Source organism: Marinobacter sp. (assembly GCF_041690615.1).
Lineage (GTDB): Bacteria > Pseudomonadota > Gammaproteobacteria > Pseudomonadales > Oleiphilaceae > Marinobacter.
The window spans coordinates 1-26,008 of sequence record NZ_JAWLGY010000028.1 but is presented as its reverse complement, the minus strand read 5'-3'; the positions used below and the strand labels follow the sequence as shown (position 1 = coordinate 26,008).

25 protein-coding genes are annotated in these 26,008 nt (G+C 61.0%); 17 read left to right on the top strand and 8 right to left on the bottom strand.

Going from position 1 to position 26,008, the window contains the following annotated elements:
- Window positions 1-251 precede the first annotated feature (251 nt).
- The 4 genes from ACESMZ_RS15740 to ACESMZ_RS15725 all read left to right on the top strand — a co-directional run bounded on the left by ACESMZ_RS15740 (window position 252) and on the right by ACESMZ_RS15725 (window position 4,334).
- Entirely contained in the window at window positions 252-1,034 is a 783-nt protein-coding gene (locus ACESMZ_RS15740; protein WP_372972943.1) for an SDR family NAD(P)-dependent oxidoreductase, read from the top strand.
- 155 nt (window positions 1,035-1,189) lie between these two features.
- On the top strand, window positions 1,190-2,374 hold the full coding sequence (locus tag ACESMZ_RS15735) for an acetyl-CoA C-acetyltransferase (RefSeq protein WP_372972942.1): 1,185 nt from the start codon (window positions 1,190-1,192) through the stop codon (window positions 2,372-2,374).
- Between the two features lie 92 nt (window positions 2,375-2,466).
- Window positions 2,467-3,027, top strand: coding sequence for a TRAP transporter small permease (locus ACESMZ_RS15730; protein ID WP_372972941.1), 561 nt, complete (start codon window positions 2,467-2,469; stop codon window positions 3,025-3,027).
- A complete protein-coding gene (locus ACESMZ_RS15725; protein ID WP_372972940.1) occupies window positions 3,027-4,334 on the top strand; it encodes a TRAP transporter large permease in 1,308 nt (435 codons plus the stop codon). Before ACESMZ_RS15730 ends, ACESMZ_RS15725 begins: the two co-directional genes overlap by 1 nt.
- Before the next feature lie 118 nt (window positions 4,335-4,452).
- Here ACESMZ_RS15725 and ACESMZ_RS15720 read toward each other — a convergent pair whose 3' ends face one another.
- Genes ACESMZ_RS15720 through ACESMZ_RS15695 form a run of 6 tightly spaced genes read right to left on the bottom strand, consistent with a single transcriptional unit; the run spans window position 4,453 to window position 9,111 of the window.
- Window positions 4,453-5,388: an alpha/beta hydrolase gene (locus ACESMZ_RS15720; RefSeq protein ID WP_372972939.1), complete on the bottom strand. Its 936-nt coding sequence runs from the start codon at window positions 5,386-5,388 to the stop codon at window positions 4,453-4,455.
- Window positions 5,389-5,412: 24 nt separating this feature from the next.
- Window positions 5,413-5,787: a hypothetical protein gene (locus tag ACESMZ_RS15715; protein WP_372972938.1), complete on the bottom strand. Its 375-nt coding sequence runs from the start codon at window positions 5,785-5,787 to the stop codon at window positions 5,413-5,415.
- Window positions 5,784-6,179: a MaoC family dehydratase gene (locus tag ACESMZ_RS15710; protein ID WP_372972937.1), complete on the bottom strand. Its 396-nt coding sequence runs from the start codon at window positions 6,177-6,179 to the stop codon at window positions 5,784-5,786. The genes ACESMZ_RS15715 and ACESMZ_RS15710 overlap by 4 nt, the downstream gene beginning before the upstream one ends.
- 3 nt (window positions 6,180-6,182) lie before the next feature.
- On the bottom strand, window positions 6,183-7,697 hold the full coding sequence (locus ACESMZ_RS15705; RefSeq protein ID WP_372972936.1) for an acyl-CoA synthetase: 1,515 nt from the start codon (window positions 7,695-7,697) through the stop codon (window positions 6,183-6,185).
- Window positions 7,694-8,470: an enoyl-CoA hydratase/isomerase family protein gene (locus ACESMZ_RS15700; protein WP_372972935.1), complete on the bottom strand. Its 777-nt coding sequence runs from the start codon at window positions 8,468-8,470 to the stop codon at window positions 7,694-7,696. Before ACESMZ_RS15700 ends, ACESMZ_RS15705 begins: the two co-directional genes overlap by 4 nt.
- Window positions 8,467-9,111 (bottom strand): TetR/AcrR family transcriptional regulator, encoded by a 645-nt coding sequence (locus ACESMZ_RS15695; protein WP_372972934.1) that lies wholly within the window; start codon window positions 9,109-9,111, stop codon window positions 8,467-8,469. The genes ACESMZ_RS15700 and ACESMZ_RS15695 overlap by 4 nt, the downstream gene beginning before the upstream one ends.
- Window positions 9,112-9,477: 366 nt before the next feature.
- Between ACESMZ_RS15695 and ACESMZ_RS15690 the strand changes: the two genes are divergently transcribed.
- The 6 genes from ACESMZ_RS15690 (at window position 9,478) to ACESMZ_RS15665 (ending at window position 15,727) form a co-directional block, all read left to right on the top strand.
- Window positions 9,478-10,683: a substrate-binding domain-containing protein gene (locus tag ACESMZ_RS15690; RefSeq protein ID WP_372958730.1), complete on the top strand. Its 1,206-nt coding sequence runs from the start codon at window positions 9,478-9,480 to the stop codon at window positions 10,681-10,683.
- 71 nt (window positions 10,684-10,754) lie between these two features.
- Window positions 10,755-11,543 carry an ABC transporter ATP-binding protein gene (locus ACESMZ_RS15685; protein WP_372958731.1) on the top strand — a complete coding sequence of 263 codons (789 nt, stop codon included), beginning with the start codon at window positions 10,755-10,757 and terminating at the stop codon, window positions 11,541-11,543.
- Window positions 11,536-12,261 carry an ABC transporter ATP-binding protein gene (locus ACESMZ_RS15680; protein ID WP_372958732.1) on the top strand — a complete coding sequence of 242 codons (726 nt, stop codon included), beginning with the start codon at window positions 11,536-11,538 and terminating at the stop codon, window positions 12,259-12,261. Before ACESMZ_RS15685 ends, ACESMZ_RS15680 begins: the two co-directional genes overlap by 8 nt.
- Window positions 12,258-13,337 carry a branched-chain amino acid ABC transporter permease gene (locus ACESMZ_RS15675; RefSeq protein ID WP_372958733.1) on the top strand — a complete coding sequence of 360 codons (1,080 nt, stop codon included), beginning with the start codon at window positions 12,258-12,260 and terminating at the stop codon, window positions 13,335-13,337. The genes ACESMZ_RS15680 and ACESMZ_RS15675 overlap by 4 nt, the downstream gene beginning before the upstream one ends.
- A 12-nt stretch (window positions 13,338-13,349) precedes the next feature.
- On the top strand, window positions 13,350-14,555 hold the full coding sequence (locus ACESMZ_RS15670; RefSeq protein WP_372958734.1) for a branched-chain amino acid ABC transporter permease: 1,206 nt from the start codon (window positions 13,350-13,352) through the stop codon (window positions 14,553-14,555).
- Window positions 14,556-14,701: 146 nt separating this feature from the next.
- On the top strand, window positions 14,702-15,727 hold the full coding sequence (locus tag ACESMZ_RS15665; protein ID WP_372958735.1) for an NADP-dependent oxidoreductase: 1,026 nt from the start codon (window positions 14,702-14,704) through the stop codon (window positions 15,725-15,727).
- 299 nt (window positions 15,728-16,026) lie between these two features.
- On the opposite strand, the gene ACESMZ_RS15660 is transcribed toward ACESMZ_RS15665, so the two are convergent.
- Together ACESMZ_RS15660 and ACESMZ_RS15655 are read right to left on the bottom strand one after the other, a co-directional pair.
- On the bottom strand, window positions 16,027-16,902 hold the full coding sequence (locus ACESMZ_RS15660; RefSeq protein WP_372958736.1) for a crotonase/enoyl-CoA hydratase family protein: 876 nt from the start codon (window positions 16,900-16,902) through the stop codon (window positions 16,027-16,029).
- Between the two features lie 9 nt (window positions 16,903-16,911).
- Window positions 16,912-17,715, bottom strand: a complete 804-nt coding sequence (locus ACESMZ_RS15655) for an SDR family oxidoreductase (protein ID WP_372958737.1) — start codon at window positions 17,713-17,715, stop codon at window positions 16,912-16,914.
- A gap of 167 nt (window positions 17,716-17,882) precedes the next feature.
- On the opposite strand from ACESMZ_RS15655, the gene ACESMZ_RS15650 reads away from it, so the two are divergent.
- The 7 genes from ACESMZ_RS15650 (at window position 17,883) to ACESMZ_RS15620 (ending at window position 25,878) form a co-directional block, all read left to right on the top strand.
- Window positions 17,883-18,650 (top strand): enoyl-CoA hydratase/isomerase family protein, encoded by a 768-nt coding sequence (locus tag ACESMZ_RS15650; protein ID WP_372958738.1) that lies wholly within the window; start codon window positions 17,883-17,885, stop codon window positions 18,648-18,650.
- Window positions 18,651-18,708: 58 nt separating this feature from the next.
- Window positions 18,709-19,737, top strand: a complete 1,029-nt coding sequence (locus ACESMZ_RS15645; protein WP_372972933.1) for a phosphotransferase family protein — start codon at window positions 18,709-18,711, stop codon at window positions 19,735-19,737.
- Window positions 19,738-19,767: 30 nt separating this feature from the next.
- Entirely contained in the window at window positions 19,768-20,187 is a 420-nt protein-coding gene (locus ACESMZ_RS15640; RefSeq protein WP_372958740.1) for a DUF6285 domain-containing protein, read from the top strand.
- Window positions 20,188-20,219: 32 nt separating this feature from the next.
- Window positions 20,220-21,497, top strand: coding sequence for an acyl-CoA dehydrogenase family protein (locus ACESMZ_RS15635; protein WP_372958741.1), 1,278 nt, complete (start codon window positions 20,220-20,222; stop codon window positions 21,495-21,497).
- A gap of 190 nt (window positions 21,498-21,687) precedes the next feature.
- Window positions 21,688-22,842, top strand: a complete 1,155-nt coding sequence (locus ACESMZ_RS15630) for a C4-dicarboxylate TRAP transporter substrate-binding protein (RefSeq protein ID WP_372972932.1) — start codon at window positions 21,688-21,690, stop codon at window positions 22,840-22,842.
- Between the two features lie 188 nt (window positions 22,843-23,030).
- Window positions 23,031-24,584, top strand: a complete 1,554-nt coding sequence (locus ACESMZ_RS15625) for a long-chain-fatty-acid--CoA ligase (RefSeq protein ID WP_372972931.1) — start codon at window positions 23,031-23,033, stop codon at window positions 24,582-24,584.
- A 145-nt stretch (window positions 24,585-24,729) separates the two neighbouring features.
- Window positions 24,730-25,878: a C4-dicarboxylate TRAP transporter substrate-binding protein gene (locus ACESMZ_RS15620; RefSeq protein ID WP_372972930.1), complete on the top strand. Its 1,149-nt coding sequence runs from the start codon at window positions 24,730-24,732 to the stop codon at window positions 25,876-25,878.
- Window positions 25,879-26,008 lie beyond the last annotated feature (130 nt).

Genomic DNA, 26,008 nt, shown 5'->3' with positions numbered 1-26,008 from the left:
GTCTATGCCGACTGCTGAGTAACTCGCAAGTATTGCCCTGCTGGAATAATTGCTTGAAAATCAATCCAGTGCAAAAGACATCTTTTGTCGCCACCTGCCCTGCAGGGCAATTCGTCGGATACGACGATGCTGGTCCGGAGGGGAGTACCTAATCTGTGCCCAGGGTTCGTGCCCTGCCTCCGGGGCAAAACCAGTGTGTATTCCCTCACATAGCTGAACAAAACAGATATCAGGATAAAAAAGGAAACGCTATGAAGCTCGATTCTTCTATCAGTGCGGTGGTAACTGGCGGTGCATCCGGTATTGGCGAGGCGGTGGCCCGTCGCCTGGCGGCTGCCGGCGTCAAGGTGGCGATTTTTGACTTCAACGAGGAGCGCGGTGAAGCCATCGCTGCCGAGCTTGGCGGCGTGTTCTGCAAGGTGGACGTGACCTCTGAAGAAGCGGTCGACGCTGGCCTCGAAAAGGCCCGCGCTGCCATTGGCCAGGAGCGCATCCTGGTGAACTGTGCTGGTACAGGAAACGCCCACAAGACGGCGAGTCGGGCGAAGCAGACTGGCGAGATCAGGCACTTCCCCCTGTCTGAATTCGAAAAGATCATCCAGATCAACCTGATCGGCAGCTTCCGTTGCGCCGCCAAGAGCGCAGCCGGTATGCTGAGCCTCGACGGCATGGAAGACGGAGAGCGCGGCGTTATCGTCAACATCTCTTCCGTCGCCGCCCAGGATGGCCAGATCGGCCAGGCTGCCTATTCCGCCTCCAAGGCCGGTGTGGTTGGCATGACCCTGCCCATGGCCCGGGACCTGATGAACGAGGGCGTGCGGGTCAATACCATCATGCCGGGGCTGATCAACACGCCGCTGATGAACGGCCTTCCGGATAACGTCAAAGAAGCGCTGGCGGCTTCCGTGCCTTTCCCCAAACGTCTGGGTGAGCCGGACGAGATTGCCTCTGTGGTGGAACTGATGGTCACCAACGGTTACTTCAATGGCGAAAGTGTTCGCCTGGACGGCGCCATTCGTATGGCGCCCCGCTAAGGCAGCAGGCACCACATTTCGTCGTTTTCGACGACGCCGGGGCAGTGTGTGAACGCAAGAATGGCGCCACACGTTCCGGCACAATCCGGTACTGAACTGGCCGGACCGTAGCTGAATCATATGCGCCGCAGGGCGGCCAAAAAGAGGATAGTAAAATGGCAGAAGCATATATTGTCGCCGCATCACGTACCGCTGGCGGCCGCCGTGGTGGCCGCCTTTCAGGCTGGCACTCCACCGACCTGGCCGCGTTTGTGCTGAACGACCTGGTAGACCGCGTCGATGCAGACCCGGCTCTGATCGAAGACGTTATCATGGGGTGTGTCATGCAGGTGGGTGAGCAGTCCACCAATATCGCCCGCAACGCGGTACTGGCCTCCAAGTTGCCGGAATCTGTACCTGGCACCTCGGTAGACCGTCAGTGTGGCAGCTCCCAGCAGGCCATCCATTTCGCTGCCCAGGCGGTGATGTCCGGCACCCAGGACGTGGTCATCGCGGCCGGTGTCGAGAGCATGACTCGCACGCCCATGGGCTCCAGCCTGTTCCTGGCCCAGAAAGCCAACATGGCCGAGCATTACATGGGCCCCAACATCCGCGAGCGCTATCCGGACGTGCCCGAATTCAGCCAGTTTATGGGCGCCGAGATGATGGCCAAGAAATACGGTTTCAGCCGGGAAGACCTGCACAAGTTCGCCCTGGAAAGCCACAAGCGAGCCATTGCGGCTACCGAAGCCGGCAAGTTCAAGAAGGAAATCGTGCCGGTCCAGGCCAACCTCGCTGAGGGGGGGCTGCAGGACGAAATGCACCTGGTGGACGAAGGCATCCGGTTTGACGCGACTCTGGAAGGCATCGCCGCCGTCAAGCCGCTGCAGGAAGGGGGTTATATCAGCGCCTCTGTGGCCAGCCAGATCTGTGACGGTGCCACTGGGGTCATGATCGTCAGCGAAAAGGGCCTCAAGGCCCTGGGTGTCGAGCCGCTGGCCCGCATTCACCACATGAGCGTAATCGGTCACGATCCCGTGATCATGCTGGAAGCGCCGGTACCGGCCACCCAGGCAGCGCTGAAGAAAACCGGCATGAACATCAACGACATTGACCTGTTCGAAGTGAACGAGGCCTTTGCTCCGGTACCGCTGGCCTGGCTGCAGGTAACCGGCGCTGATCCCGAGCGCATGAACGTGAATGGCGGCGCCATTGCCCTGGGGCACCCGCTGGGGGCTTCCGGGACCAAGCTGATGACCACCCTGGTTCACGCTCTCCATGACCGTGGTGGACGCTATGGCCTGCAGACCATGTGTGAGGGTGGCGGCATGGCGAACGTAACCATCATCGAGCGGCTTTGACGGTCTGGGGGTGGCCGTTTCGGGCCGCCCCCGTCCCCTCCGCGCGCAGCCATACAATAACAATCAGCCCCCAGGGGCGAGGAGGTTGCACCATGTTTGCAATCGGTCGGTTTCTTTCAAAGATAACCAACGTGATATCCATCATCGGCGGCCTGGCCATCGCCCTGATGATGTTCCACATCACCTTCGATGTGGTTGGTCGTTACTTCTTCAACAAGCCCATTCCGGGCACCATCACCATCGTTTCCTACTACTACATGTCCATTGCAGCCTTTATTCCGCTGGCGTTTGCGGAGCAGAAGGATGCACATATCTCCGTCGAGGTCATCACCGAGCGTATGCCGGCGTGGATGCGTCACAACCTCGAGCGGCTGGCCATGTTGTGCTCGCTGACGGTGTTCGGTTTTCTGGCCGTGCGCACTTTCGGTGAGGCCCAGAAGAAGTTCTCCATGGGCGCCTCCATTGTGCAGGGCAACTCCGACATTTCCATCTGGGTGACCTACTACATGCTGCCCCTGGGCTGTGCACTGATGGTGCTCGTCGTGCTGTACAAGCTGATCAACAGCTTCCTGCCCGGTGAGAGTGGCCTGGACACCGAGCGTGCCAAGGCCGATGAGCTTATCGACCCCAAGCCGGATGAGGAACAACAATAATGAGTGACGTACAGATTGGCCTCACCGGTCTTGGTCTGATTATCTTCCTGATCGCGTTGCGCATCCCCATCGGCGTGACCCTGATTGGCGTGTCATTTGGTGGCCTGTGGTATCTGATGGGCTTCAATGTTGCCTGGGGCTCCATTGGCATTATCCCATACCAGTTCGCCGCCAACTGGGTGCTCAGTTCGGTACCCATGTTTCTGTTGCTGGGCTTTATCTGCTATCACACCCAGCTGACCCAGGGCATGTTCCGGGCGGCGCGAATGTGGCTTTCGGGCATCCCCGGGGGGCTGGCGATTGCGGCCATCTTTGGTTCCGCCGGCTTTGCGGCGGTGTCTGGCTCCTCGGTGGCCTGTTCGGCGGCCATGGGGCGGATTGCGGTGCCGGAGATGGTGAAGTATCGCTACAACCCGGAGCTGGCCACCGGCACCGTCGCGGTTGCGGGTACTATCGGGGCGCTGATTCCGCCCTCCATCATCATGATCCTGTACGGCATCATCGCCCAGGAATCCATCACCGGGCTGTTCCTTGGTGGTATTTCTGCGGGCATCCTCACCGCCCTTGGTTACATCGCCGTGGTGCTGATACGGGTGAAACTGAACCCGGAACTGGCGCCGGACACCAACGAGGTGATCCCGTTTGCCGACAAGGTATGGGCGCTGAAGGACACCTGGCCGGTGATCCTGATCATGATCGGCATTTTCGGTGGTCTGTTCAGTGGTGTCTTCACCCCGACCGAGGCCGGTGCCGTGGGCGCCTTCCTGTCACTGGTGGTGGCTGCCATCAAGGGCAGTCTGACCTGGCAGCGGTTCCGGGATGCCATACTGGAAACCCTGCTGACCACCAGTGCGCTGATCATCATCGCTGTGGGTGCCAGCCTGCTGACCCGCTTCCTGGCCCTCTCCGGCGCTGGTGATTTCCTGTCCGACTGGATTATCGGCCTGGACGCTTCCACCGTGGTCATCCTGCTGGCCATCGTGCTGATCTACGTGCTGCTGGGTATGTTCCTGGAGCCCATTGGCGCCATGCTGCTGACCCTGCCCATCGTGTTGCCGATCATCGACAACCTGGGCCTGAGCCTGCTGTGGTTCGGTGTGGTGCTGACCAAGCTGCTGGAGATCGGGATGATCACGCCACCGATTGGCATGAACGTGTTCGTCATCAAGAGTGTGGTAGGCAAGCTGGTCACCACGGCGCAGGTGTTCCGGGGGATCTTCTGGTTCCTCATCATGGACCTGTTCGTGCTGTTCCTGCTGATGACCTTCCCGGATATCATTCTGTTCCTGCCGGGGATAGGGAAGTAGCTTAGCCAGTCCTGCGATGTAAAACGAAGGCCAGGCCGGGATTCCGGTCTGGCTATTTTGTTTTAGCGCAAGAGGCCCGTCTGCAGAGTTCGGGCTCCGGGGTGGGGGTGGTCTTTTGTTACTGACCAACAAACTCGTCGATCAGGTTATAAGTATCCGAACACGCCTCCGGCACGAGGTCCTCAAGGTTGAGGTAGGCATGGATCATGTCAGCGTAGTCTTTCAGATGACACTCGACACCGGCACTCTCAAGCTTGCGGGCATAGGCCACACCTTCATCGTGAAGGGGACAGTACCCGGCGGTGATAACCAGTGTGGCGGGCATGTCAGCGGGTACCGGCATGTGCAGTGGTGAGGCGACACGGCGGTCTTCGCCGTTGGCGAAATAATGGTCGAAATACCAGCGAATGCGGGGTTCCTCCAGCAGGTAACCCTCTCCGTGCCCGGTGATGGACGGGTGGTCCATGGTATAGTCCAGGCTCGGGTAGATGAGTACCTGGTGGGTCAGGTTCAGGCCCGGGTCTCCCGCCAGTTTATGACTGACGGTAGCCGCGTAGGTGGCCCCGCCGGAATCGCCGGCCAGCACCAGCTGACGTTTGAACGGGACTTGCGCCTGTTCCAGTAACGTCCATACCTGGCGGGAAACATTCAGGCAGTCATTGAGTCCGCCCGGATAAGGGGTTTCCGGCGCCAGCCGGTAATCCACCGACAGCACCAGCATGCCGGTGGCCTCGGCCAGCTTGCGCGCAATGGGGTCGTAGACTTCCACACTACCGGCCATGTGGCCGCCACCATGAAAGAACAGCATGACGGGTCTGGCGGTATCCGGCTGGGGGTGATAGAGCCGCAGCGGTACCGGGCCCTCCGGAGTTTCTGCCAGGAGGTCCCGGACCAGTGGCAGCTCTGGTGCCTTCGTTACAAAGGCGGTCGTCAGACCGGCCAGGCTGTCCCGGACCATCTGGGGCGTGGCTTCCACGCCGCGGGCCTTCTGTTCGGCGACCATGGGGTTGAGCTGGTCAAGCCAGGCACGCAGGTTGGGGTGTACGTCGGTCATCAGATTGCTCCGGTGCGGGCGGGGTCAGTGCTGGAACAGAACCAGCGCTTCGCCCTCACAGATCAGGCGGCCATCGCGGCCGGTACAGACGGTTGTCAGGTTCACTAGCGCCTTGTCCCGCCGCAGACGGCTGATGGTCACGCTGGCCTGCAGGGGCTCACCGGTGTCGGCGGCGGTGTGAAAGGTCATGGCCTGTTTCAGGTAGTTGGTGCCGTGGCCGGGCAGGTCTTCTCCCAGCAGGCATGAGAACAGACCGGCAATCAGTGGTTCAGGCACGCCCGGCCAATCCTGGTCGAGTTGGCAAAGCTCGCACCATTCCCGGACATCTTCCGCGGTGAAGGTCCGGTTCAGCTTGGCGGACTCTCCCTCCTTCAGGGCATCAAAGCGTTCCAGGTTCATGATGCCTCCTTTTCGGGCAAGGTCAGTTCGCACTCGCCGGTCAGGCAGGTTTCTCCGTCCGGTCGGGTGATGGTGGTTTTCAGTACCAGACGGTTTCCCTCAGCATTTCGTTGCTCCACCACCAACTCCAGCGGTTCGCCGGCGTAGGCGGGGGCGGGGAACATCAGGCTCTGGCGGCGGAGCACCGACCCCGGCCAGGTCTGGGCAAGCAGGCTGCGGACCACGCTGAACAGCAACATGCCGTGGGATACCGTGCGGCCAAAGCTGGTGCGGGCGGAGAACTCCGGGTCCACATGGATCGGGTTGTGGTCACCGCTGAGTCTGGCGAACCGGTCGAAATCTTCCTGGGTCAGCATAAAATTCTGCTCACAGGGGATATTGGCATCACTCATGGTTCAGTCCTGTCTGAGTACCTGCTTGGTAACCTTGCCCAGCGCGTTACGGGGCAGTTCTTCCACAAACTGGAAATACCTGGGCACCTTGTAACCGGCCAGGCGCTCCCGGCACCAGGCGTTCAGGGCGTCTGGCTCGGGCTCCTGGCTGTCGGGCTTCAGGCAAAGGAACGCCCTGCCCACTTCGCCCCACTTCTCGTCCGGAACACCCACCACAGCGACCTCGCTGACCGATGGGTGTTCCACCAGGGCCCGCTCGACCTCGGCGGGATAGACGTTCTCGCCGCCGGAGATGTACATGTCTTTCCAGCGGTCCACGATGTAATAACAGCCGTCCTCATCGCAGCGGGCCACATCACCGCTGTGGAGCCAGCCGTCCGGTTCGATGGCATCGGCGGTAGCATCGGGGCGGTTCCAGTAGCCGGGGGTGACGTTGGGCCCACGGATCAGCAGTTCGCCGGACTCTCCCTGAGCAACGTCTTTGCCGTCAGTGCCGACGATGCGCACTTCCGTGAGCAGTTGCGGGCGCCCCACCGAGCCGATCTTGTCCAGCACGTCGGCCTCGTCCAGGAGGAAGACAGTAGGGCCGGTTTCGGTCATGCCCATGCCGGTGCGCACACGGATGCCCTGTTCGACGAACCGCCGGGCTACCGGCAAGGCCAGTGGTGCGCCGCCGCAGCCCCAGGAGCGGACATTGCGCAACCGGTCACCGCTGAACGCGGGGTGTTCCAGGATGGACTGGTACACCGCCGGTACGCCGAAGAAGATAGTGGCGCGGTTCTCCAGTACGTCCATGGCCTGGTCGGGTTCGAAAGTCCGGGCCACCAGCACCGTGCCTCCAGCAAGGAACACGGCGGATGAGTACAGATTGATGCCGGCGGTATGGAACAGGGGCAGCACATTGAGCAGGGTGTCCCGGCCGGTCAGGTCCACCGCCAGCCCGATGTTCAGGTAGTTGCTCATCATCATACGGAAAGTCTGGATGACTCCCTTGGGACGACCCGTGGTTCCGGAGGTGTAGAGCAGGTACCAGGGGGTGTCCGGATCCCGGTCAGGGTGGGGCCGCAGGTCCGGTGTGGTGTTCGCAAGATCCTTGTCGTAGTGGCGGCAGTCATCCGCCTTGCCGTCGAGGTCGACCAGTACCCGGGTGTACCCGGACGCCTTCAGCTTGCGGGCACTGTCGGTGAACTCCTCGCCAAAGATCAGCACCTCCGGGGTGCAGTCCTCCATTAACTGCTCCAGTTCGGGCTGGGCCAGGCGCCAGTTCAGGGGTACCAGGACAAGGCCGGCCTTGGCACAACCGAAGAGCATCACGAAGAACTCTGCCCGGCTGTGGCCGAGGAAGGCAATGCGGTCGCCTTCGCCCAGGCCCCAGGTGCCACGGGCGGCCGCCGCAAACCGGGCGGTCTGTTCGTTGAGCTGCCGGTAGTTATACGAGGATCCCGACGCAAGGTCTTCCAGGGCCAGGCGGTCCGGGGTGACGCGGGCCCGGTGGCCCGCCAGGTCAAACCAGTTCATGCACTCCTCCCGAGAAATGCAGCCATGCCGAGGTCGGCCTCATCGGTGGTGATCTGTTCCAGGAATTCCTGGCGCTCCCGCTCCAGTGCAACGGCTGTGTGTTGTGGGTCGGGCCGGTTCAGCCTCAGGGTGCGGGCAATGCTCCCGGCCTTGTGGCTGGTCAGGGTGGTGGCAATGGAAAGGGCAGTGGCCAGTTCTTCCCCGGCGGCGGCTCCGTACTGGGCCAGCCCCCACTCCAGAGCTTCCTCCCTGGTGATCGCACGGTTGGTGAGCTGCACGTCCAGCGCACGCCCACGGCCAATCCGTTCCGGAAGCAGGGCGGTCCAGCCGCCGTCCGGGCTGTAACCCACCACGGTGTACCAGGGGGCGAAGGTGGCTTTTGGTCCTGCGACCACGATATCGCTGGCCAGCACCAGTCCGATAGAGCCGCCGGTTACCATGCCATGCACAGCAGAGACCACCGGCACCGGTAGCGCCAGCAACTGGCAGATCACCTTGTTGAGGGTGCCTACCACCGTGCTGGCGTAGGTATGGCGCTCCGGTTTCGGAGTATCGTAGAAGCCCGCCACGTCGCCCCCGGTAGAGAAGGATTTGCCAGCCGCATCGATAACCAGTACCCGGGGTGGCTGCTGGCGGCAGCGATCGAGGGCGCGGCTCAGGTCCTCGAGCAGTTCCGGTACCAGGGCATTATGCCGTTCAGGCCGATTGAGGGTCAGTCGCCCAATTCCGTTCTCCGCCCGATAGATAGCATGGTGGTAGGGGCTGGCACTCATCCCTTGTCCCTCCCGTTCAGGGCCAGGCCGTTACGGAACAGGTCCGATATGGTGTCCACGATGGGGTCGAAGGCGCCGTCACCCTGCTTCGCTCGCTGATCCCAGAGGGCGTATTTCAGCCCCAGGAAATGGGACAGGCCCATCAGTGCCCATGCCCGGTGCTGGTTGTTACCGGCGCGGATTTCGCCCTTGCGGGCGGCGGCGTTGAGCATGTCGGTGTAGCCCCGGGCGAAGGTCTCGTAGTACTCCTGGTAGATGGCTTCATCCACGAACTGGGCCTCCTGCAGGACCCGGTAGAGGGAAGGGTGGTCAGCCAGGTACTGGAGGAACGCCCGCAGGCCCTGCTCCTCGGCTTCGAGACGGTCACTGGTGCCGATCACCTGGGCGGCCAGATGGGCTCGCAGCTTGTGCCCCAGGTCCATCACCAGCTCCCGCAGGATTTCTTCCTTGCTGGTGAAGTAGGTGTAGAAGGTGCCCTGGGCAACGCCCGCCGCCCTGGTGATGTCAGTCACGCCGGCGCGGTGGTAGCCCAGGTTGCCGAACGTCTCTTCCGCGGCGACCAGTATCTTTGCCCGGGTGCGGGCGCCGCGGGCGGTTTTCGGTGCGCCCGGAGACTGCGGGGCCTGTGTTGTTGTACTCATCAGCCTGTTCCTTTCGCGTCGGTGGTGGCAAGACGGAATGTGGTTCGCTCCCCGGGTGGAGGGTTGACTGTTCCTGGTGACTTATCATCACGAAACATGAATCGATCGTCAACTAATTTAGGAGAGCCTTTCAGGCGAGTCAAGCTGCTCGTATCTTCGTATATCAGCGGTTACAGCATGGTTGCGATAAATTTTTTTATCACATTGCGATCGATCGATAGACAAAAATCTGGATTTTATTCTTGATAAAACCTGAATCAGTTGTCATATTTTAGGTCGAGCAACAACTACAAAGGGTGTTGGTACCCGTCAGGTCTGCCACCCGATCAACAGCAAAGCCCGACAACAAGAACAGGGGACAGTCTTATGAAGCGCATTATGCTGGCAGCCGCCATTTCCATGGGGGCAGTTTCCGTACAGGCCGCGGATTCCATCCGCGTCGCACACGTCACAGATTTCACCGGTGCACTCGCGCCCTATGCTGAGCAGTTAAGCATTGGTCTGAAAATGGGTTTCGAATACGCCACCGATGGCAGTATGGAAATCGAGGGGCGAAAGCTGGAGCTGATCCGCAAGGATTCCCAGATGGACCCGGCGCGGGCACGCTCCCTGGTGGAAGAAGCCTATGCCGAAGATGATGCCCATATTGTTGTGGGGCCGGTGACTTCCGGGGTTGCGCTGGCGACGCTGCCACTGGCCGAGGAGTACGAGCGGATCATCATGCCTGAGGGCGTCGCAGACGCGATCACCGGGTCTGAATGGAATCGTTACGTGTTCCGGGTTGGCCGTAATTCGTCCCAGGATGCGGTTTCCAATGCCGTCGCACTGGGCAAGGAAGGTGTATGTGTTTCCACCATCGCACAGGATTACGCCTTTGGCCGGGATGGTGTAGCCGCGTTCAAGGAGGCTATGGAGGCCGCTGGTGGCCAGATTGTACACGAAGAGTACCTGCCCACTGACGCCACGGATTTCACCTCTGCGGCTGAGCGACTTTTCGATTCCCTCAAGGACCGGGATGACTGCTCAGAAGGCAAGCACATCTTTGCCATCTGGGCAGGCTCCTCCAATCCGCTGGGCCGTATCCAGGACCTGAACCCGCAACGCCATGGCATCGAGCTGGCGACCGGCGGCAATATCCTGGCGGCGCTGGTGGGCTACTCGGACTTCCCCGGTATGCAGGGTGCTGGCTTCTATTACTTCGAGTCGCCGGATAACGAAGTCAACGACTGGTTTGTGGAGCAGCACTTCGAACGCCACAACGCTGCACCGGACTTCTTTACCGCGCAGGGCTTTGCCCAGGCTATGGCCATTTCCGGGGCAATCCGTGAGGCCGGGGGCTCCACCGATACCGAGGACCTGATCGAGGCTTTCGAGGGCCTGGTCTTCCAGACCCCGAAAGGCGAGATGGAGATCCGCCCCGAGGATCATCAGGCCATGCAGGACATGTATCACTTCGAGATTGAAGTACAGGAACGTGACGACTGGTTTGACGACCGGACCGTGGAAGCGGGTGTGCCCACGCTGATCCGGGTCATTGACCGGAAAGAAATGGACATTCCGGTCCGCAACTGATCAAACCCTGCCATCCCGGCCCCCGGTTTTCCGGGGGCCGCACGCGTACGAACCTATAACCGGAGTTGTTCATGTCATCCGAACAAGCGGTGCTTGAAACCCGTGACCTGACCATCAACTTTGGTGGGCATGTGGCGGTCAACCGGGTCTCCTGCCAGTTCCACAAGGGGACCCTGACCTCCATTGTCGGACCCAATGGCGCCGGCAAGACCACCTGGTTCAACCTGATTTCCGGACAGCTGAAGGCCACTGCGGGCCAGGTACTCCTCAAGGGCGAGGACCTGACCGGCCTGACGGCAGCGCGCCGGGCCGATAAGGGCCTGGGCCGTGCGTTTCAGCTGACCAACCTGTTTCCCAATCTGACAGCGCTGGAAAACGTGCGCCTGGCGGTAGCTGCCCGCCATCACATCGGCCATGTGTTCTGGCAGATGGCCAGCAAGCGCCGTGACCTGACAGACCGGGCCATGGAGTACCTGACCCGGGTCAACTTGGCCAGCCGCGCAGGCTACCTGGTGTCCGGCCTTCCCCATGGCGACCAGCGCAAGCTGGAGGTTGCCCTGATGCTGGCCCTGGAGCCGGAAGTGTTCATGTTCGACGAGCCTACTGCTGGCATGAGCGTCGACGAAGTGCCGGTCATTCTCGACCTGATCGCCGATATCAAGAAGCAGCAGGACAAGGTCATCCTGCTGGTGGAGCACAAGATGGACGTGGTGCGGTCACTCTCTGATCGCATCGTTGTACTGCACAACGGAGAGCTCGTGGCGGATGGCGAACCGGCGGAGGTGATCGCGTCCCCGGTGGTGCAGGAGGCCTACCTCGGTGCGTCACCGGATCAGCAGCCGGAGGTGGCCAATGGCTGAGCCTATTCTGAAACTGTCCGGCGTAAGGGCGGACATCGAGCAGTACCACATCCTCCACGGTGTCGACCTGGTGGTGCCGAAAGGCGAGCTGACAGTGCTGCTTGGCCGTAATGGCGCCGGCAAGAGCACCACCCTGCGAACCATTATGGGCCTGACCACACTGACCGGTGGCACGGTGACCTACCAGGGCCAGGACATCAGCCGCTGGCCGACGCCGAAAATTGCCCGGGCCGGAATCGCTTTCGTTCCTGAGAGCATGGGCATCTTCGGCCTGCTGACCGTACGGGAAAACCTGGTACTCGCCGCCGTCAGCGGGCCCATGGATGAGTCCCGGCTGCAGTGGATATTTGACCTGTTTCCGCCCCTGAAAAAGTTCTGGGACAAGCCGGCCGGCACCCTTTCCGGTGGCCAGAAGCAGATGCTGGCCATCGCCCGGGCGGTTATAGAGCCAAGGGATCTGCTGTTGGTGGACGAACCCACCAAGGGCCTGGCGCCGGCCATTATCAATGACCTGGCGGATGCCTTCGAACAGCTGAAGGAGCAGCAGGTGAGCATCCTGCTGGTGGAGCAGAATTTCAACTTCTCACGACGCCTTGGTCAGACAGTGGCCGTTATGAACGACGGCGCGGTGGTACATGCCGGCACCATGGATGAGCTGGCGGAGAACAGTGAGTTGCAGCAGGACCTGCTTGGCCTCGGACTGGGAGAACATCAATGAGCAAAGAGACGACGGCCATGCCGATGTCGGATGCGGGAACGGACCGCCAACGACTGAGTCCAGCCCAATGGCTGCGGCACCTGCGGGATGAACGGGCACATCTTTTCCTGTTGGGGGCCATGTTGCTGGTCTCCCTGGCGCTGATCAATTTCCAGACCTGGCTGGTGCTAACCATCAGTGGTGTCGCCATGGGCGGCATGCTGTTCCTGATGGCGTCCGGCATGACGCTTACCTTCGGCCTGATGAGCGTGCTTAACCTGGCCCACGGGGCGTTTATCTCTCTGGGAGCCTTTGCCGGGGGCACTGTACTGGCGTTCTGGCTGAACGATTTCTCGGACGCACCGTCCCTGCTGACCAATCTGGTGGCCATCATTCCTGCCCTGTTGTTCGCAGCGTTTATCGCCGGGGTGGTGGGACTGGTATTCGAGAAGTTCGTGATCACGCCGGTGTATGGCGACCACCTGAAGCAGATTCTGGTGACTGTGGGTGGGGCCATCATCCTGATGCAGCTGATCGAAGTGATATGGGGGCCCAACGAGATCCCGGTGGATCGCCCCGAAGCCCTGGCCGGCGCCTTTATGGTGCCGGAGGCATTGCCGCTGATCGGCGGTATCGTGCTCGAAAAATACCGGCTGCTGGCCGTGGTGCTGGGTCTGGCTATCTATGCCGCCATGCTCTGGGTTATTGACCGTACCCGGATCGGCATACTGATCCGCGCAGGCGTGGAAAGCCGCGAGATGGTGGAAATCCAGGGCTACAGAATCCACCTGCTGTTCCTGGGTGTGTTTGTTGCCGGTTCGGCGCTGGCAGGCCTCGGCGGCGTGATGTGGGGCATGTACAAGGAACTCCTGACGCCCCATATGGGGGACGAGATGATGATCTCCGTCATCGTGGTCATCATTCTGGGTGGCCTTGGTTCCATTCGCGGGTGTTTCTACGGCGCACTGCTGGTTGGCCTGATCAATCTCTATATCGGCTTCGTCGAACCCCGGCTGGCGGCGGTGGCCACTGTGGGCCTGATGGTCGGAGTGCTTATGTGGAGGCCCCAGGGCCTGATCCCGGTTATCAAGGTTTAAGGAGACCAGACAATGCTGAACCGACTGTTATCTGGTGATTACCCCCGCAGCCGCCCACTGACCGCAGTGCTGTTGATTATCGTGGTCAGCCTGGCGCTGGGCCCGTTTCTGTTTGACGGGGTGCGGGCATTCAACACCCTGGGCATGATCTGTGTCTTTATCATGGTGGTGGCGGCCTATGACCTGATGCTGGGGTACACCCATATCGTCTCCTTTGCCCATACCATGTTCTTCGGTATTGGTGCCTATGGTGTGGCGATGGCCATCGGTGTGATGGGCAACAGCTTTGCTGCCGTGGCAGCAGGCATTGTTGGGGCCCTCGCCCTGAGCTTTTTACTGGCGTTGCTACTGGGGCTTCTGTCGCTCAGGGTCAAAGCCATTTTCTTTGCCCTGGTCACCCTGGCGGTGGCCTTTGCGTTCCTCAGCCTGGTCACCCAGCTTTACCATGTCACCGGTGGCGAGGACGGTTTAAGGGTGCGGGTTCCCCGTGATCTGGGGCCGGCGTTCCGGCCGCTTGACGAGTCCCTGCCTGGTATCAGTGTGCTGGCTCTGCTGAAAGGGCTGGTCACGGAACCCTGGAACCTGGGCCAGGTGTGGCAGGAGGCCCGGTTTGACGTACGGGTGAACGGCAGAACGGTCATGTACTACGTGCTGTTCGGTGCCAGTACCCTGGTGTTCCTGTTCCTGCTGCGCCTGGTGAATTCGCCGTTTGGCCGGGTGTTGCAAGCCATCCGCGAGAATGAGTTCCGGGCGGAGGCGCTGGGTTACCGAACGGTGGTCTACCGTACGGCGGTGGTTATCCTGTCTGCCCTGGTGGCGACCCTGGCGGGTGCCGGGTTTGCACTGATCAACCGGTACGTGAACCCGGAGAATACCCTGAACTTCGAGCTGATGGTGTTTATCCTGCTGATGTGCGTTATCGGGGGCATGGGTACGCTGTATGGCGCCATCGTGGGGAGCACGTTGTTCATCCTGGCGCAGAATTACCTGCAGGACCTGCTGGGCTGGGTCGGGCAGTACACCGCCGGGATTCCGTTGGTGGAGAACCTGCTGGGTGAGGACCACTGGCTGCTCTGGTTTGGTGTGCTGTTTGTGCTCAGTGTGTACTTCTTCCCCGCCGGGGTGGTGGGGCAGTTGCGGATCTGGTCCCTGCACCGACGTAACCGGAAGTCGCCACCGCCTTCCGGGCCGGAGGCGGAGCCTGTAGTGCAGACTTGAGAGAGGTGTCGATGGCGGTGCAAGACGTCCCGGCGCTGGGGAGGTCTTTCGCCGCCGTCTAATCCCATATTCGTCGTAACGGACGATGTCCGAATAGTGCATAGGGCGCAAACTGTTATCACATACAAGAACAACAGGATGCTCCCATGAGCGACACGCGTCAGAACCAGCGCTGGGTGCTGCGCAAGCGCCCGGAGGCGGACATTACCGCTGAGCACCTGGAGCTGGTCACCCAACCGGTTCCGGATCTTCAGGACGGTCAGGTCCTTATTCGTAATATCTACCTGTCACTGGATCCCACCCACCGCCTGTGGATGAGCGACCGCGAGCAGTACCTGCCGCCGGTCCAGGTGGGTGATGTCATGCGTGGCGGCACGCTGGGTGTAGTCGAGGAATCCCGTTCCGATCGTTTCAGGGCCGGGGATATTGTCAAACCCGTCATCGGTGGCTGGGAGGCTTTCACTGTCGCCGATGGCAAGATGGTGCGGCCGGTGGACCGGCATCCGGATATTCCCCTGTCGGCCTATATGTCGGTGCTGGGTTCGACCGGGATCACCGCCTATTTTGGCCTGCTGGATATCGGTAATCCCCAGCCGGGTGAGACCCTGGTGGTGTCAGCCGCTGCCGGTGCTGTGGGCTCCATCGTTGGTCAGATTGGCAAGCTGAAAGGTTGTCGGGTCGTCGGTATTGCCGGTGGTCCCGAAAAATGCCGCTGGCTGACCGACGAGCTGGGTTTCGATGGCGCCATTGATTACCGCAACGAGGATGTGCCTTCAGCGCTGGACCGTCTGTGTCCCGATGGCGTGGACATCCAGTTCGAGAATGTGGGTGGTGAGATCATGGATGCCATCTACAACCGGTTGAATCTCAACGGTCGCCTTTCCCTGTGCGGCATGATTTCCCGTTATAACGATGAGGGCGTGATGCCCGGTCCGAAGGACTTCGGGCGGGTGCTGATGAAGCGCCTGACGGTGAAGGGCTTTATCGTGATCGACTATCAGAAGCGGTTCCCCGAGGCCCTGGAGGCCCTGACCGAGTGGGTCAGCAAGGATCAGCTTCAGTGGAAGAACCATGTGGTCGAGGGGCTGGATAATGCCTTGGACGGTCTTTCACTGCTGTTCACCGGCGGTAACGACGGCAAGCTGATGGTCAGGGTGTCAGAAGAGCCATAAGGTCCATGCCATGAGTCTTCTCCTGTAAAGCGAGCGAACCTCGAGCGGAGGCGATAGACAGCCACCATACTGTCACCGGAGACCTTTAGTGGGTGCTCCGGTTTTTTCGTTATTGCTTGATTTGGAGCATCGACCCGGTTTCTGTGGGTAAAGGTTCAGGATTTGGGTGCAAGACGCGCCGGGGAGGTCTTTCGCCGCCGCGTCGGAGGGGCGTCCTGCCACCCCAACGCTTCCGGGGCATCCCTGCCCCTGCTCTGAAAGACCTCCCCACCACCGAAGCGCCCTATAGTCTCGGTTTGTTAGCGAAACTCCGGCTCCCCCTGCCAGTCAAAAAACGCCGGCATGTCGGTAGAGACCTTGTTGGGATATTCCGCCGGCCGTTTCTCCAGGAACGACGCCACACCCTCCTTGGCATCCGCAGAAGCACCACGGGCCTGCACCGCACGGCTGTCCAGCTGGTGGGCTTCCATGGGATGGCTGGCGCCGGCCATGCGCCACAGCATCTGGCGGGTCATGGCGACGGATACCGGGGCGGTGTTGTCGGCGATTTCCCGGGCGATGGCGACGGCGGCGGGGTAGAGGTCTTCCGGCGCATGGACGGATTCGACGAGGCCGCGTCTTTCCAGCTCATCGGCGTTGATCAGTCGCCCGCTCATACACCAGTTCAGCGCGGTGGAAAGCCCCACGGCCCGGGAGATAAACCAGGACGATGCCGCTTCCGGCACGATACCCCGGCGGGCGAAGACGAAGCCGTAGCGGGCCTTTTCCGACGCCAGGCGAATATCCATGGCCAGGGACATGGTGGCCCCCACACCGACTGCGGCGCCGTTGATGGCGCCGATCACCGGTTTCAGGCTACGGAAAATTCGCAGTGATACCATGCCGCCGCCATCGCGATTGACGCCGTTGGCCAGCGGGTCCGGTGCATTTCCTTTCTGTTCCTCGTAATCGAAAGTGTCGGCGCCGCCAGACAGGTCGGCTCCGGCGCAGAAAGCCTTGCCGGCGCCTGTGACGATCACTGCGCGCACGTTGTCGTCGGCGTCGGTCTGGTCGAAGGCCGCAATGAGCTCATCCATCATCTGCAGGGTGAAGGCGTTCATCCGGTCGGGCCGGTTGAGGGTGATGGTGGCAATGCCGTCGTCGACGTCGAGGGTGATGGTTTCAAACTGACTCATGGAAACTCCTTATCCGGCGATCATGGCGGAACAGCCGCCGTCGATATAGAGAACCTGGCCGGTGGTGTGCTTGCCGGCGGCGGAGGCGAACATGACGGTGGCGCCCTTGAGGGCCTCGTCGTCGCCGGTCTGACGAAGGGGGACGTTGCGGATCAGGCCTTCGTCGCCGTGCTGGTCCTTCAGACCCTTCGACATCTTGCTCGGAAAATAACCCGGGCCGATGGCGTTGACGGTAATGCCGTGAACGCCCCATTCCGCGGCCAGGGCCCGGGTGAAGGTCACCACCGCACCCTTGCTGGTGTTGTAGCCGATCGCGGTCATCAGGTCCCGGTTGCCGCCAATGGCGGCGTTGGAAGCGATATTGATAACGCGGCCATACTTGCGGGGAATCATGCTCTTCTTCGCCACTTCACGGGTCAGCAGGAACAAGTTGCGCACGTTAAGGGTCATCACCTTGTCCCAGCCGTCCATGGGATAGTCTTCGGCGGGCGCACCCCAGGTGGCGCCGGCGTTGTTCACCAGGATATCGACATGGCCCAGGGTGGTAATGGCCTGGTCGGCCAGGGTGATAACGTCGTCCTCGTTGGCCAGGTTGGCAACGATGGGCGTGACATCGTGGCCGGCCGCCCGCAGTTCCTCAGCGGCTTCGTTGAGGTCGGCTTCCTTGCGGGAGCTGATCACCAGCTTTGCACCGGCCTCGCCCAGGGCATGGGCCATCTGCAGGCCAAGCCCCCGGGAGCCGCCGGTCACCAGTGCGGTACGGCCTTTCAGGTCGAACAGTTGCTGCACGTTACGTGCGGGGGAATCGCTCATGTTGTCAATCCTCTTGTGGTTTTTGTGATCGTGACACCGTGACGCAGCCAGCGTCCGGAGACATCGTCCTTTGCGACGAAAACACGCCCCCGACCGGATTCGTCGGTTCAGACGATGCCCCGAAAGCGCTTCAGGCCGAGGATGGAAAAAAACAAGGAGAACGCCCCATGAGTAACTACACCGCCGTCGAGTACCAGGCCCGGGATGCTGTGGCCTGGATCCGTATGAACCGCCCGGACTCCCTCAATGCCTTCAATGAAGATCTGCGTCGTGACCTGGCTGCTGCCCTGAGGCAGGCCGCCGATGACGACGCTATCAAGGTCGTGGTGCTGGCCGCCAATGGTCGCGCTTTCTGCGCGGGTGCCGACCTGATGGAGGACAATTCTCCGGACAAGTCCGATGTCACACAGCAGTTGCTGGAGTCCTACAAACCTATCCTGGATACCATCCAGAACATGCCCAAGCCGGTGATCGGGGTGGCCCCGGGCGTTGCTGCCGGCGTTGGTGCCTCGGTGTTGATGAGCTGCGACCAGGTGGTCATGGCGGAAGAGTCGCGCATCTACATGGCCTTCAGCCATATCGGTCTGGTACCGGATGGTGGCGCCACCTGGCTGCTTTTCCAGACCCTGGGTTACCACCGCGCTTTCGCCCTGATTACCGAGGGCGGCTCCATCAGTGCCCGGGAATGCCTGGACCTGGGCCTGGCCCGAACCGTAGTGCCCCAGGATCAGACCGAGCAGGCTGCCGCGGAAATTGCCGCTACCCTGTGCGAGCGTTCGGCCATTGCCACTGCTGAAGCCAAGGCACTTCTGCGTAAGGCGGCCACGGCTTCCTATGATGAAATCTTCCAGGCGGAAGCGATCGTGCAGAAGCGTTGCCTGCAAAGCGAGGAATCCCGCGAGGCTATTGCCCGCTTCAAGAACAAGGGTAAGTGACTGGTTAACCGGCTCCGACCGACTGTTTTCCACCATAAACGCAGAGAGTGACCAAGCCATGGCCGAACCCGCACCTGACCTGCAAGGCCCCGCCAACGGCGGTGATATGGCCGAGAAGCTCACCCGGGTGGTGCAACGCCTGCACCCTGGTGCCCGGGTCGAGAACCTGAGTCGTCTCACCGGTGGCGCCAATCAGCAGATGTGGTCCCTCGATGTGGTAACGGATACGGATCGGTTGCCCATGATCCTGCGCCAGGCGAGTAGCTGGAACCAGGATGCTGAAAACGTCATGCAGCTGGAAAACGAGGCGCGCCTGGTCATGCGGGCCGGGGAGGGCGGTGTACCGGTGCCTCGGGTCCACGAGATCCTGCAGCCAGGTGACGGGCTGGGCAATGGCTACCTGATGGCCCGGGTGGAGGGTGAAACCCTGCCGCCGAAAATCCTTAAAGGGGAGCAGTACGTGGCAGCCCGGGACGTACTGGCGCGCCAGTGCGGGGAGGTCCTGGCGGACATCCACCGCCTGCCGGTGGATGATTTCACCTTTCTCAACTCCCTGACGCCCGGGGACATGGTGGAAAGCCTGTATCAGGAATACCAGGGTTATGGCGAACCCCGACCGGTCTTCGAGCTGGCCTTTCGCTGGCTCAGGGACAACCTGCCGGAAACGCCGAAGACACTGACCCTGGTTCATGGTGACTTCCGCCACGGCAACCTGATGGTGAATGAGAGTGGCCTGGCCTCGGTGCTGGACTGGGAGCTGGCGTTCCTCGGCGACCCCATGGCCGACCTTGGCTGGCTGTGCGTGAACTCCTGGCGTTTCGGCAATATTGACCGGCCGGTCGGTGGCTTCGGCACCCGCGAGCAACTGTTTGATGGTTATGAAGCCGCCAGCGGCCAGCGGCCAGATCCGAAGCGTGTCCGTTTCTGGGAAATCCTGGGAACCCTGCGCTGGGGCATCATGTGCCAGAGCATGGCGGCTTCGTTCGTGGCCGGCCATGACACCTCCCCGGAACGGGGTGCTATCGGGCGCCGGGCCTCGGAAACCGAGGTGGACCTGCTCCGTGAGCTGGTCCCCTTGAACCCCTGAACGGCCTGAACCCTGGAGGAGAACGTTCCCATGCAGGACTTACCGGATAACACCGCCTTGCTGGCCTCCGTGGAGGCCTTCCTGAAAGACGAAGTGATGCCACAACTGGATGCCGCGGGGGCCTTTCGTGCGCGGGTATCCACCAATGTGCTGGGCATCGTCCGTCGGCACCTGGAACAGGCAGGCAGGGATGGCGTTCACGATGAACGTGAACTGCTCACCCAGCTGACCGGCAAGAAGGGCACCCTGGCCGGTCAGACGGCCGAGCTTTGTCAGCTGATTGCCTCAGGCAACCTGACGCCTGACGACCCCCGCCTGCGGGATTACCTGTGGCTCACCACCCTGGCAAAGGTGGGAGTAGACCAGCCGAAATATTCCGGATACCGGCGCGCCCGGGAGGAATGGGCCGAGTTCCGTGAGGCGACACCCCCGCAGCACCCTCATTTGTAAAAGCTTTTTTATAACATCCCTGGAGAGCTCTGATGGATTTTAACCTGCCACAAGAACTGACGGACTACCTGGCCGAACTGGACCAGTTTATCGAACAGAAGATCAGGCCACTGGAACAGAAAGACGACAATATCCGCTTCTTCGATCATCGTCGCGAATGGGCCCGTACCGATTTCGAGGGCGGCGGCCTGCCCCGCAAGGAGTGGGAAGCCCTTCTGAAGGAGGCCCGGCGAGTGGCGGACGAGGCCGGCCATCTGCGCTTCCCGCTGCCGGCGGAGTTCGGCGGTAAGGACGGTTCCAACCTGGCCATGACCGTGATCCGTGAGCACCTGGCCGCCAGGGGCCTCGGCCTGCACAACGACCTGCAGAACGAGCACTCCATCGTCGCCAACAATCCCTTCGTACTGCTGTTCCGGGACTTCGGCACCAAGGAGCAGTACGCCGAGTTCGTGGACAAGATGCTCAATGAGGAATATCAGCTGGCCTTCGGCCTCACCGAACCGGATCACGGCTCCGATGCCACCCATATGGAAACCCGCGCGGTACCGGAGAAGCGGGACGGCGTGGACGGCTGGCTGGTCAACGGCGAGAAGATGTGGACCACCGGCATGCATACTGCCACCCACTGTGTCACCTTCGTGCGCACCAGTGGCAAGGATGGCGATGCAAAGGGGATCACGGCGCTGATCGTGCCCTCCGATGCCGCCGGGGTGAAGGTGGAAGAGTACCTGTGGACGTTCAATATGCCCACCGACCACCCCCGGGTCAGCTTCACCAACGTCTGGGTGCCGGATTCTGCCGTGTTCGGTCCCATGGACGGTGGCCTGGCTATCGCCCAGCACTTTGTCCATGAGAACCGTATCCGCCAGGCGGCCTCCAGCCTGGGCGCGGCGGACTACTGCATTCGCGAGAGCGTGAAGTACGCCCGTGAGCGCAAGCCCTTCGGCCAGGAGCTGGCCCGTAACCAAGGTATCCAGTTCCCCATGGTGGAACTGGCCACCCAGGTGGAGATGCTCCGTCTGCTGATCCGCAAGACCGCCTGGGAGATGGATCAGATGTCCAAGCCGGAGGTGGCCAAGCAGATCTCCGACAAGGTGGCCATGTGTAACTACTGGTCCAACCGGCTGTGCTGTGAGGCGGCGGACCAGGCCATGCAGGTACATGGTGGCATTGGCTACTCCCGGCACAAGCCGTTTGAGCACATCTACCGTCACCACCGACGTTACCGTATCACCGAAGGCTCCGAGGAAATCCAGAAGCGCAAGGTGGGTGCCTTCCTGTTCGGTTACCTGGGGCCGAACAAGCATTAATACCTGTCCGGAAGCGGGTAACGAAAACGATGCCGGTTCGCCGGCATCGTTTTTTTTTATCTGTTCAATAATTCGTCGTATCCGACGAGGGATGGTTCAGGATGTCAGTAATAAGCTGAAGCAGGCTGTTCAAAAAACAACAAACAGGCGCTGCAACCAAAACGCGCCGAATTCGAACCCGGAGGTTCCCATGACAGTAAGCAAGGCCATTCAGCAATTCGCAGCGCCACTGGCGCTGGGCGGCATGATGCTTGCCGCTGGCGCCAACGCCACCACCATCTCCCACGCAACGGGCTATCCCCCCAACTCCATTGGTGCCAACTCGGCCGAGGTCTACGCCAGGGCCCTGGAAGAAATCTCCGGTGGTGACCTGAAAGCGAAGGTTTACGCCGGCTCGCTGCTCAGCTTCCTGGAAACCTCGCCGGGTATCCGGGATGGCATGGCCGATTCCGGGTTTATCCTGCTGTCCTATTATCCCAGCGAGTTCCCGGTCACCAACCTCGTCGGTGAGCTGAGCATGTTGACCGAACTGGTGGACGTGGCGCCCAGCCACGCCGGACTTGCCTATGTAGGGGCCATGTCCGAGTTCATCATGAACGACTGCCCTGAGTGCATCGAGGAATTTGCTGCCCAGAACCAGGTATTTACCGGTGGCTCGGCCAGTACGGCCTATTTCCTGCTGTGCAACCAGCCGGTCACCACCATGGAGGAAATCGAGGGTAAGCGTTTCCGGACCGCTGGCGCCCACTGGGCGAGATGGGCAGAGAAGGTCGGCGCTACGCCGGTCTCCATGTCCATTGCCGAAACCTATGAAGCCCTCAACCAGGGTGTGCTGGATTGCACCCTCAGTTCTCCGACGGAGCTGGACATCTTCAAGCTGAAGGAAGTGACTTCCGACATTACCGTGAAGGTTCCTGGTGGTGTCTACGGGGCAACTGCGGTCAATAATGTCAGCCAGGATGTCTGGAACAACCTGACGGAAGAGCAGCGTCGCCATGTGCTCAAGGCCACGGCGGTTCTCGGTGCCGACATCAGCTGGGAGTATCAGCTCAGTGCCACCCGTGAGATGGAGAACGCTGGCGACAGCGACATCACCGTACATCAGCCTTCCGAAGAGCTGGTTCAGGTAACTGAAGAGTTCATTCGCAATGACCTGGACACGATTGTAGAGCGCTATGAAGCGCGGTACGGCGTTGTGGGTGCAGACCTGGTTATCGACAGTTTCCGCTCCCTGCTGACCAAGTGGGCCGGCCTGGTGGACGGCATCGATAATGCCGATGACCTTGCGGACCTGTACTGGGAAGAGATCTACTCGAAAGTGGATGTCAGCCAGTACGGCCAGTAATACACCATCGTCGGTGCTTCCCCTTCTGTCAGAGAAGGGGAAGCATTGCTCCCCAACCTTTTTTGCCTGCCCTTCCCTGATTCCCGCCCCAATTTCGTCTGTACCGACGACGCCGGTTTGCGTTCCCCCTTGGCACTATCACTCCCAACCGTTCCAGGACTTTACAAAAACAGCAAGAGAGCTCCCCCATGTACCTGACGCAATTTCTCCATAAGGCCGTTCGTGAATACCCCAATGACGAGGCGGTGGTATTCGGAAACCGCCGCCAGACCTGGGCCCAGCTCACCGACCGGGTTGCACGCCTGGCGGGTGTGCTGCAGAAGCTCGGCATGGGCGAAGGTGACCGGGTGGGTATTCTCGGCCTGAATTCAGACCGCTATATGGAGACGGTTTTCGCCTCACTCTGGGGTGGCGGCGTGTTCAATACCGTCAACATTCGCTGGAGCGCCCCGGAGATTGCCTACTCCCTGGACGATTGCGACACGCAGATTCTGTTCGTGGATGACGAGTTCGCGCCGTTAATCGAGACGGTAAAGGCGAAATCCTCTGCCCTCAAGACCGTAGTCTATATGGGTGAGGGTACAGCGCCGGAGGGTTGTGAAGACCTGGAAAGCCTGATGGCCGGTGCCAGCCCGGTGCCGGATGCTGGTCGTGGTGACAAGGACCTGGCCGGCATCCTCTATACCGGTGGCACCACGGGCAAGCCCAAGGGGGTCATGCTCAGCCACGGCAATCTTTACCTGAGCGCCCTGAGCACGGTCATCCCGGCCTGCCGCCGCGACCGCATTGTGGGTCTTCACTCGGCGCCCTTCTTCCATGTGGCGGGCATTGGCCTGATCGTGCAGCTGGCCATCCGTGGCGGCACCCACGTCATCCTGCCACGCTTCGAGCCGTTGCCGGTGATCCAGGCCATTGAGCGGGAAACCGTGCTGGAAACCTTCCTGGTGCCCACAATGCTGCGGGCGGTGCTGGACCACCCGGACTTCGAAAAACATGACACCCGTTCCCTGCGCTGCCTGATCTACGGGGCGTCGCCCATGGACAGTGCCCTGCTCAAGCGGGCCATGGCCAAGCTGCCCAATGCGGATTTCCTGCAGATGTACGGCATGACCGAGCTCTCGCCCACGGTCACCATGCTGCTGCCGGAAGTGCACGCTGACCCGGCCCAGCACGACAAGCTGATGTCTGCCGGTAACCCCACTCACATCGCCGAGATTCGCATTGTCGATCCAATGGATAATGAGGTGGAGCGTGGACAGGTTGGAGAGATCTGCGCTCGCGGACCCATGGTCATGCAAGGCTACTGGAACAAGGAAGAGCAGACCCGTGAAGCGATCCGCGACGGCTGGATGCACACCGGCGATGCCGGGTACATGAGTGATGACGGCTACCTGTTCCTGGTGGACCGGATCAAGGACATGATTGTTACCGGTGGCGAGAACGTCTATTCCGTGGAAGTGGAAGATGTCCTGCTGCAACACCCCGCCGTATCCCAGTGCGCCGTCATCGGCGTACCCGACGAGAAGTGGGGTGAACGGGTGCATGCGGCCATTGTCCTGCGGGACGGTCACGAGCTGGACGAGGCTGATGTTATTGGCTTCTGCAAGGAACACATTGCCGGTTACAAGTGCCCCCGCAGCTTTGAGGTACGGACCGAGATGCCCATGTCCGGCGCCGGTAAGCTGCTGAAATTCAAGATCAAGGAAGAGCACTGGAAAGGCAAGGGCCGAAATATTGGCTGACCAGCCAGCAGCGGCCGCCAAATCGTCCTAAAAGACGATGGTTCCTGGCGGTCGCCGCTCTACATTGGACACCACGATCCTTATCAACAAGAACATAACCGGTGGCGCGCTGTAGCAGTCGCGCCCCGGTTCGGAGACAAGCACCATGAAAGCACTGATCAGAACCGGTCTCACGTCCGTCGCGGCCGCAGGCATGCTGATGGCTGGTACGGCGACCGCAGATACCATTTCCCACGCTACCGGATATCCGCCCAATTCCATTGGTGCAGATGCTGCAAACAGCTTTGCCGAAGCCCTGAAGGAAATCTCAGGTGGCGACATGACGGCCAAGGTCTACGCCGGCTCGTTGCTGAGCTTCTCGGAGACCTCCCCGGGTATCCGGGATGGCATGGCGGATTCAGGTTTTGTCCTGCTGTCCTACTACCCCAGTGAATTCCCCGCGGCCAACCTGGCTGGCGAACTGAGCATGCTGGTGGATCTTGAGGACGTTCCGCCCAGCCATTCGGGCCTCGCCTACGTGGGCGCCCTGGCGGAGTTCGTCTTCAACCATTGTGAAACCTGCGTCGATGAATTTGCCGCCCAGAACCAGGTCTTCACCGGCGCATCGGCCAGCTCTGACTATATGCTACTGTGCAATAAAGAGGTATCCACCCTCGATCAGCTGCAGGGCAAGCGCATCCGTAGTGCCGGCCCCCAGTGGGCTCGCTGGGCGGAGTCCCTGGGTGCTACACCGGTTACCCTTTCCGTCAGTGACTCCTATGAGGCCCTGAACCAGGGTGTACTGGACTGCAGCGTCAGTTCCAGTGTTGACCTCGACATCTTCAAGCTGAAGGAAGTAGTGACAGACGTCACTCCCGAGGTCCCCGGAGGTGTCTATGGCGGCACCGCGGTCAACAACGTCAATCGGGATGTCTGGGCCGGCCTGAGTGAACAGCAGCGCCGCGATGTGCTCAAGGCGACCGCCGTTCTGGGCGCGGTGATCAGCTGGGATTACCAGGTAGGCGCCGCCAAAGAGCTCGAGGCCGCTGACGGTAATGGCATCACTGTGCACGAAGCATCCGAAGACCTGCAGCAGGCTTCGAGTGAATTTGTCCGCAGTGACATCGAAAAGATTGCCGCCAATTATAGGGAGCGTCACGGCATGGAAAACGCTGAAGAACTGGCTGGCACTTTCCGTGAATTGCTGGGCAAATGGGTAGAACTGACCCGCGACATCGACAATGTAGACGACCTTGCCGATCTGTACTGGGATGAGCTTTACTCGAAGGTGGATGTGAGCTCTTACGCACTGTAATCACCGCAAAGCTCTCGCCGGTCTGCTCCCTTCTCCCCTGGCGGGAGAGGGGCTGGGGGTGAGGGGGAGACTCCAACTTCGGAGTTTGGCCGCGGGGCCGGCCCCCACCCCCCCCCCCCCCCCCCCCGGG

Coding starts and splice junctions, on each gene's coding strand:
- ACESMZ_RS15635 (WP_372958741.1), top strand. CDS start 20,220: ATGGATTTTAACCTGCCACAAGAACTGACGGACTACCTGGCCGAACTG.
- ACESMZ_RS15620 (WP_372972930.1), top strand. CDS start 24,730: ATGAAAGCACTGATCAGAACCGGTCTCACGTCCGTCGCGGCCGCAGGC.
- ACESMZ_RS15680 (WP_372958732.1), top strand. CDS start 11,536: ATGGCTGAGCCTATTCTGAAACTGTCCGGCGTAAGGGCGGACATCGAG.
- ACESMZ_RS15665 (WP_372958735.1), top strand. CDS start 14,702: ATGAGCGACACGCGTCAGAACCAGCGCTGGGTGCTGCGCAAGCGCCCG.
- ACESMZ_RS15725 (WP_372972940.1), top strand. CDS start 3,027: ATGAGTGACGTACAGATTGGCCTCACCGGTCTTGGTCTGATTATCTTC.
- ACESMZ_RS15720 (WP_372972939.1), bottom strand. CDS start 5,388: ATGACCGACGTACACCCCAACCTGCGTGCCTGGCTTGACCAGCTCAAC.
- ACESMZ_RS15715 (WP_372972938.1), bottom strand. CDS start 5,787: ATGAACCTGGAACGCTTTGATGCCCTGAAGGAGGGAGAGTCCGCCAAG.
- ACESMZ_RS15660 (WP_372958736.1), bottom strand. CDS start 16,902: ATGAGTCAGTTTGAAACCATCACCCTCGACGTCGACGACGGCATTGCC.
- ACESMZ_RS15650 (WP_372958738.1), top strand. CDS start 17,883: ATGAGTAACTACACCGCCGTCGAGTACCAGGCCCGGGATGCTGTGGCC.
- ACESMZ_RS15645 (WP_372972933.1), top strand. CDS start 18,709: ATGGCCGAACCCGCACCTGACCTGCAAGGCCCCGCCAACGGCGGTGAT.
- ACESMZ_RS15685 (WP_372958731.1), top strand. CDS start 10,755: ATGTCATCCGAACAAGCGGTGCTTGAAACCCGTGACCTGACCATCAAC.
- ACESMZ_RS15705 (WP_372972936.1), bottom strand. CDS start 7,697: ATGAACTGGTTTGACCTGGCGGGCCACCGGGCCCGCGTCACCCCGGAC.
- ACESMZ_RS15690 (WP_372958730.1), top strand. CDS start 9,478: ATGAAGCGCATTATGCTGGCAGCCGCCATTTCCATGGGGGCAGTTTCC.
- ACESMZ_RS15710 (WP_372972937.1), bottom strand. CDS start 6,179: ATGAGTGATGCCAATATCCCCTGTGAGCAGAATTTTATGCTGACCCAG.
- ACESMZ_RS15630 (WP_372972932.1), top strand. CDS start 21,688: ATGACAGTAAGCAAGGCCATTCAGCAATTCGCAGCGCCACTGGCGCTG.
- ACESMZ_RS15625 (WP_372972931.1), top strand. CDS start 23,031: ATGTACCTGACGCAATTTCTCCATAAGGCCGTTCGTGAATACCCCAAT.
- ACESMZ_RS15675 (WP_372958733.1), top strand. CDS start 12,258: ATGAGCAAAGAGACGACGGCCATGCCGATGTCGGATGCGGGAACGGAC.
- ACESMZ_RS15640 (WP_372958740.1), top strand. CDS start 19,768: ATGCAGGACTTACCGGATAACACCGCCTTGCTGGCCTCCGTGGAGGCC.
- ACESMZ_RS15670 (WP_372958734.1), top strand. CDS start 13,350: ATGCTGAACCGACTGTTATCTGGTGATTACCCCCGCAGCCGCCCACTG.
- ACESMZ_RS15730 (WP_372972941.1), top strand. CDS start 2,467: ATGTTTGCAATCGGTCGGTTTCTTTCAAAGATAACCAACGTGATATCC.
- ACESMZ_RS15695 (WP_372972934.1), bottom strand. CDS start 9,111: ATGAGTACAACAACACAGGCCCCGCAGTCTCCGGGCGCACCGAAAACC.
- ACESMZ_RS15735 (WP_372972942.1), top strand. CDS start 1,190: ATGGCAGAAGCATATATTGTCGCCGCATCACGTACCGCTGGCGGCCGC.
- ACESMZ_RS15740 (WP_372972943.1), top strand. CDS start 252: ATGAAGCTCGATTCTTCTATCAGTGCGGTGGTAACTGGCGGTGCATCC.
- ACESMZ_RS15700 (WP_372972935.1), bottom strand. CDS start 8,470: ATGAGTGCCAGCCCCTACCACCATGCTATCTATCGGGCGGAGAACGGA.
- ACESMZ_RS15655 (WP_372958737.1), bottom strand. CDS start 17,715: ATGAGCGATTCCCCCGCACGTAACGTGCAGCAACTGTTCGACCTGAAA.